Consider the following 3971-nt stretch of genomic DNA (forward strand, 5'->3'; position numbering starts at 1 on the left):
GTCGGCCCCCCCGTGCCCTGGGGGTTGGGCCCCCCGCGCCGGGGGTTCGCGGGGGGGCGCGCCGCCGCCCGCCCCACCGGGCCCCCCCCCCCACCGGCCGGCCCCGCCCGGTCCCGGTGAGGGCGCGGCCCGTACGCCCGGGGGCGGGCCGGCGCCGCCGGGCAGGGGGGCGCCGGCCGGGCCCTGGGCCGGCATCCCGGGCAGGCCCGGGTGGGACGCCTGCGGCACCCGCGCCACTTCCGGGCCGGCCCCGGTGGCGGGGGCGGCGGCCGGGAGCACCTGGAGGTCCTCGTCCGAGGTGACCACCGGATGCCAGCCGTCCCGGCCGATGGCGGTGGTCAGGGCCCGCACCATGACCGGGTCGAACTGGGTGCCGGCGCAGCGTTCGAGTTCGGCGAGGGCCGTCTCCACCGGCCGGGCCCGGCTGTAGGAGCGGGTCGAGGTCATCGCGTCGAAGGAGTCGGCCACCGCCACCACCCGGGCCGGCACCGGGATCTGCTCCCCGCTCAGCCCGTACGGGTAGCCGGTGCCGTCGACCCGCTCGTGGTGGTGCAGGATCGCCGAGCGGGCCTCCCCGAGGAAGCCGATGCCGCGGACCATCTCGTGCCCGTACTCGGGGTGCAGTTCGATGACGCGGCGCTCCTCGGGCGTCAGCGGCCCGTCCTTGCGCAGCAGCCGGGTCGGCACGCCCAGTTTGCCGACGTCGTGCAGGATCCCGGCGATGCGGACGACCTCCAGGCGGTCGTCGGCCATGCCCAGCTCGCGGGCGATCATCGCGGAGGCCTGGCCCACCCGCTCGCTGTGCCCGCGCGTGTAGCGGTCCTTGATGTCGACGGCCTGGACCAGGGCGCGGATCGTGGCCTGGTGTGCGGCGCGCTCGTGCTGGTACTGGGCGAAGGCCCAGCAGGAGATGTACATCGGCAGCAGGACCAGCAGCGCGGCCGGCGGCCCGTAGGGGCTGTGCCACATCACGGCCATCATCAGTCCGACCAGGCCGTGCACGCAGTACGGGACGAGGGGGGGGGCGCCCCCGGAGGGGGGCGGGGCGGGGGCGGCCGGTCCGCGGCGGCCGGCGGTCGCGGGCCGGTGTTCGGCGGCGGCCAGGACGGCCCCGTCGAGGGCGGTGAGCACCAGGCAGAAGACGACGGCGGCGACGGCCGCGGGGAGCATCGCGTACGGGAAGGCGGCCGCCCCGGCGAGCGCCTCCCGGCCGCCGAGGAGCCCGTGGGCCTGCCCGGCCGCCCAGGCCGCGACCGCCTGCTGGGCCGCGTGCCACACCCGGCGTACGGCGACGGGCCGTTGGACGACGGGCTGGGCGAGTCCGCCGGGCAGCGCCACGAGCGCGGCGGCCGACGGCGGCAGCAGGAAGACGGCGGCCAGCACCACCGGGATGAAGGAGCCGGTCCCCTCGGGCACCCCACGGCCCCGGAACGGAAGGGTCCGGGCGACCTCGCAGCCGAGGCAGAGGACGGCCAGCAGCCCGACGGCGGGCCAGGGCACGGCGGACCCGGGACGCAGGACGGGGGCCACGCACGCGGCGGCCGCGAGCACCGCGCCGAGGACGCAGGCGCGCGCCGCCGGCGGAAGGACCCGCATGGCGCTCTCCTCCCCCTGGGGCGTGCAATCCGGGTACCGAATCGGAAGGGGTACCGCGGGGGGAGAATAAATCGGCCCCCGCGCGAAGCGGGGGACATTTTCGTATTGCCCCGTACGGGCGCCTCCGGATTAGCACCTTCGAGTGAATGAACGGTGCTTCCGGAGGCGTGCGCCGGCCGACGGTGGCCGGGGGGCTCCGAGGGGAGGGCGGCGGATCAGCCGCCCGCGGGCCCCGCGGTGATGTCGTGATCGGGAACGGCCTGGCCCGAGCGGATCAGCTCGATCCGCCCCATGACCTTGGAGCGCAGATCGGTCGGTACGTCGTCCGAGCCGCAGCAGCGCTTGACCAGTTTCTTCACGGCCTGCTCAAGGCCGTACTTCTCCAGACAGGGATTGCACTCGCCGAAGTGCGTCTCGAACTTCGTGCAGTCGCTGTCGGGCATCTCGTGGTCCAGGAACTCGTACAGGTGGTCCAGAACCTCAGCGCACTCCGTCTCGTGCGGCTCTCCGCAGCTCATGAGCCCGAGCCTTTCAGGTCGTTCGACTCTCCCGCGCCCGCGGGGACGAGCCCGCGCTCGCGGGCGTAGTCCTCCAGCATTCCGCGGAGTTGACGGCGGCCACGGTGCAGTCGGGACATGACCGTACCGATGGGTGTACCCATGATGTCCGCGATCTCCTTGTACGCAAAGCCCTCTACGTCGGCAAGATAGACCGCGATGCGGAACTCCTCCGGAATGGCCTGGAGGGCCTCCTTCACGTCGGAATCCGGCAGATGGTCGAGCGCCTGCGATTCGGCCGAACGCAGACCGGTCGACATGTGCGACTCGGCGCGCGCCAGCTGCCAGTCCTCGATCTCCTCCGCGGCGCTGCGCTGCGGCTCGCGCTGCTTCTTGCGGTAGGAGTTGATGAAGGTATTGGTCAGAATGCGGTACAGCCACGCCTTGAGATTGGTGCCCTCGCGGAACTGGTGGAAGGACGCGTACGCCTTCGCGTACGTCTCCTGGACCAGGTCCTCGGCGTCGGCCGGATTGCGCGTCATGCGCAGCGCGGCGGAGTACATCTGGTCGAGGTAGCCGAGGGCGTCCCGCTCGAATCGCGCATTGCGCTCAGCGGTCGTCTCCTGTGCCTGGCCTTCGTCGGTCCCAGCGACAGGACCCACCTCCTCCGACAGCGTGGCGGCTCCGAAAGCGGATCCGCTCGAATCGGAGAATAGTCGACCATCCCGGCCCTCCGCCGCCCGAACCGAGCTGCGCTTGGGCGCGTGCAGGACCGTCCAGTCCAGGTCAGCGGCCTGCGGACGGTTCTGGCTGATGACCTGGGTCATGCGCTCCCTCTCCTCCGACGTCTTTTCCCTGCGTACCGACACTCCGCACAACAGGAGTCACGGCTCGCGCATTCCCGGGCGGGGCAAGGGTTTCGGCGCTTTTCCGGGGTGCGGCGGGCCGGCGGGTGAGCGGAATCACGTGCCGGTCCGCCGTGAATCTGTCAGGTCGGGCCGGAGGGCTCAGCCGAGGAGCCGGGCCAGCCAGGGGGCCACCGCGCCGGTGATCACCGCGAGGGCCTCGTCCTGTGTGAGGCCGGCCTTCTTGGGCACCGCGAAGCCGTGGTCCCCGTGGGGCACCTCCACCAGCTCGTAGTCCCCTTCGGGGAACTCCTCCGGCCGTCCGAAGGAATCCCGGCCGCCCTGGACCACCAGGGTGGGCCGGCCGGCGTCCAGCAGCTCCTCGGCGCGGGACTTCTCGGGCTTGCCCGGCGGGTGCAGGGGGAAGGCCAGCGCGAGGACCCCGGCCGCGCCCAGCTCGGCGGCGGTCCGGCAGGCCACCCGGGCCCCGGCGCTGCGGCCGCCGGCCACGACGGGCAGCCCGGGCCGGGCGAGGGCGGGCCACAGGCTGCGCCAGCCCTCGTCCAGCACCTTGGGGGCGGCCGCGACCTTCTTCCCGGCGACCCGCCAGGGCTGCTCGACCAGGGCGACGCTGACCCCGTGCGCGGGCAGGAGGGCGGCCAGGGCCTGGAGGTCGCGGGCCTCGACGCCGCCGCCGGCGCCGTGGCCGAGGGCCAGGACGGCCTTGGCCGCGCGGGCGGTGTGCCAGGTGACGCGGGCCGGTCCGGCCGGGGTGTCGACGGTCTCGCTGCGCGTGGTCATGCCCCCATCGTGCCGGGTGGGGGCCCCGCCGCCGCGCAGGCCGTGGCCCAGGAGAGGGGGCCTAGGGTCTGTCGTCAAAGTCCCGTCGTCGCCCGGAGGGCGGCCCCGCGGCGTCTGGTGCATGCTCTCGGTGCGCCGGGCGCAAGACCTCGTACTGGGCGTACTCGGTCTTGCGCCCGGTGCGGCGAGAGTGCGTGCCAGGCGTCGCGGGGCAGACGGGACTTTGACGACA

The 3971-nt window shown here is 74.1% G+C and carries 3 protein-coding genes and 1 pseudogene; all 4 read right to left on the reverse strand.

What is annotated here, in order from left to right; genetic code table 11:
• Positions 1–288: 288 nt before the first annotated feature.
• Positions 289–1596 (reverse strand): annotated as a pseudogene (locus tag AB0F18_RS38800) (HD-GYP domain-containing protein); the annotation flags it as partial.
• A gap of 215 nt (positions 1597–1811) precedes the next feature.
• Complete coding sequence (rsrA, locus tag AB0F18_RS38805; protein ID WP_362070146.1) at positions 1812–2114, reverse strand: mycothiol system anti-sigma-R factor; 303 nt, start codon at positions 2112–2114, stop codon at positions 1812–1814.
• Positions 2111–2755: a sigma-70 family RNA polymerase sigma factor gene (locus AB0F18_RS38810; protein ID WP_007266438.1), complete on the reverse strand. Its 645-nt coding sequence runs from the start codon at positions 2753–2755 to the stop codon at positions 2111–2113. Before AB0F18_RS38810 ends, rsrA begins: the two co-directional genes overlap by 4 nt.
• Positions 2756–3100: 345 nt before the next feature.
• A complete protein-coding gene (locus AB0F18_RS38815) occupies positions 3101–3739 on the reverse strand; it encodes an alpha/beta family hydrolase (RefSeq protein WP_362070149.1) in 639 nt (212 codons plus the stop codon).
• Between the last annotated feature and the right edge of the window lie 232 nt (positions 3740–3971).

The sequence above is a fragment of the Streptomyces sp. NPDC029216 genome, from assembly GCF_040648015.1.
Taxonomy (GTDB): domain Bacteria; phylum Actinomycetota; class Actinomycetes; order Streptomycetales; family Streptomycetaceae; genus Streptomyces.

Coding starts and splice junctions, on each gene's coding strand:
- rsrA (WP_362070146.1), bottom strand. CDS start 2,114: ATGAGCTGCGGAGAGCCGCACGAGACGGAGTGCGCTGAGGTTCTGGAC.
- AB0F18_RS38815 (WP_362070149.1), bottom strand. CDS start 3,739: ATGACCACGCGCAGCGAGACCGTCGACACCCCGGCCGGACCGGCCCGC.